This window comes from Melaminivora alkalimesophila (assembly GCF_000282995.1).
In the GTDB taxonomy this organism is placed as follows: Bacteria; Pseudomonadota; Gammaproteobacteria; order Burkholderiales; family Burkholderiaceae_C; genus Melaminivora; species Melaminivora alkalimesophila.
On record NZ_ALEE01000322.1, the window covers coordinates 1 to 1,615 of the forward strand.

Consider the following 1,615-nt stretch of genomic DNA (forward strand, 5'->3'; position numbering starts at 1 on the left):
GCGGCCCGCGCCACCGGCGCGCTCTACGGCTTTCGCGACGCCTTCATCTTCGCCATCAGCCCGCCACCCATCCCAGAGCTGGGCGTGGCCGCCGGCTTCACCTTCCGCCTGCAGGACCGGGGCAGCAAGGGCCATGAGGCGCTGGTCGCCGCGCGCAACCAGCTGCTGGGCATGGCCTCACAGAGCAAGGTGCTGGCGGGCGTGCGCCCGGACGGCATGGAAGACGCGCCGCAGATGCAGATCGACATCGACCGCGACAAGGCCAACGCCCTGGGCGTGTCCTTCGACAGCATCAGCAGCACCCTCGCCACCGCGCTCGGCTCGTCCTACATCAACGACTTCCCGAACCAGGGCCGGCTGCAGCGCGTGGTGGTGCAGGCCGACGCCCAGGCGCGCATGCAGCCCGAGGACATCCTCGACCTGCCGGTGGCGAACAACCAGGGCCGGCTCGTGCCGCTGTCCACCTTCGCCTCCACGCGCTGGGTCACCGGCGCCATGCAGACCGTGCGCTACAACGGCTACCCGGCCATGAAGATCGCCGGCGGCGCCGCGCCCGGCTACAGCACGGGCGAGGCCATGCAGGAGATGGAGCGCCTGGCGGCGCAGCTGCCCGAAGGCTTCGGCTTCGAGTGGACCGGCCAGTCGCGCGAGGAAAAGCTCGCCGGCGGCCAGGCCATGGTGCTCTACGCCTTCTCGCTGCTGGCGGTGTTCCTGTGCCTGGCGGCGCTCTACGAGAGCTGGTCGATCCCGTTCTCGGTGCTGCTGGTGGTGCCGCTGGGCGTGCTCGGCGTGCTGCTGGCGACGCTGCTGCGCGGCCTGTCCAACGACGTGTATTTCCAGATCGGCCTGGTGACGATCATCGGCCTTTCGGCGAAGAACGCCATCCTGATCATCGAGTTCGCCAAGGACCTGCAGGCGCAGGGCAAGAGCGCCGTCGAGGCCGCGCTGGAGGCGGCGCAGCTGCGCTTTCGCCCCATCGTCATGACCTCGCTGGCGTTCACGCTGGGCGTGCTGCCGCTGTTCCTGGCCTCGGGCGCGAGCTCAGCCAGCCAGCGCGCCATCGGCACCGGCGTGATCGGCGGGATGATCACCGGCACCATCCTGGCGGTGCTCTTCGTGCCCGTGTTCTTCGTGCTGGTGCGCAGCTTCTTCAAGGGCAGCCAGCGCCAGCGCGAGCACGACGCCAAGATGGCCCTGCAGCACCGCAGCGACGCCTGACGAACCCGATTCCGCAAAGAAAGAGCCACTTCATGCCCAGGAAGCCAGCCCCCCGCGCGCGCCGCACTGCGCACGCACTGCCTCCCCTGCTGGCCGGCCTCGCGCTGGCAGGCTGCAGTTTCATCCCCGCCCACGAGCGCCCGGCGGCGCCGGTCGCGCCCGGCTATGCGCTTGCCGACGCCGACGCCGACGCCGCCGACGGCCTGCGCGCCGCGGCCGAGATCGACTGGAAGGACTACTTCACCGACCCGCGCCTGCAGCGCCTGATCGGCATGGCGCTGGGCAACAACCGCGACCTGCGCGTGGCCATGCTCAACGTCGAGCAGGCGCGCGCGCAGTTCCAGATCCGCCGCGCCGACGAGTTCCCGACCGTGGCGGGCGTGGCCAGCGGCACGCG

2 protein-coding genes are annotated in these 1,615 nt (G+C 70.8%); both read left to right on the forward strand.

The features are described from left to right. Positions 1-1,218: efflux RND transporter permease subunit (locus A612_RS06005; protein WP_019373620.1), on the forward strand; the 1,218-nt coding region annotated here is incomplete at its 5' end. 32 nt (positions 1,219-1,250) lie between these two features. Then, on the forward strand, positions 1,251-1,615 hold a 365-nt coding region (locus tag A612_RS06010), incomplete at its 3' end, for a TolC family protein (protein ID WP_040436213.1).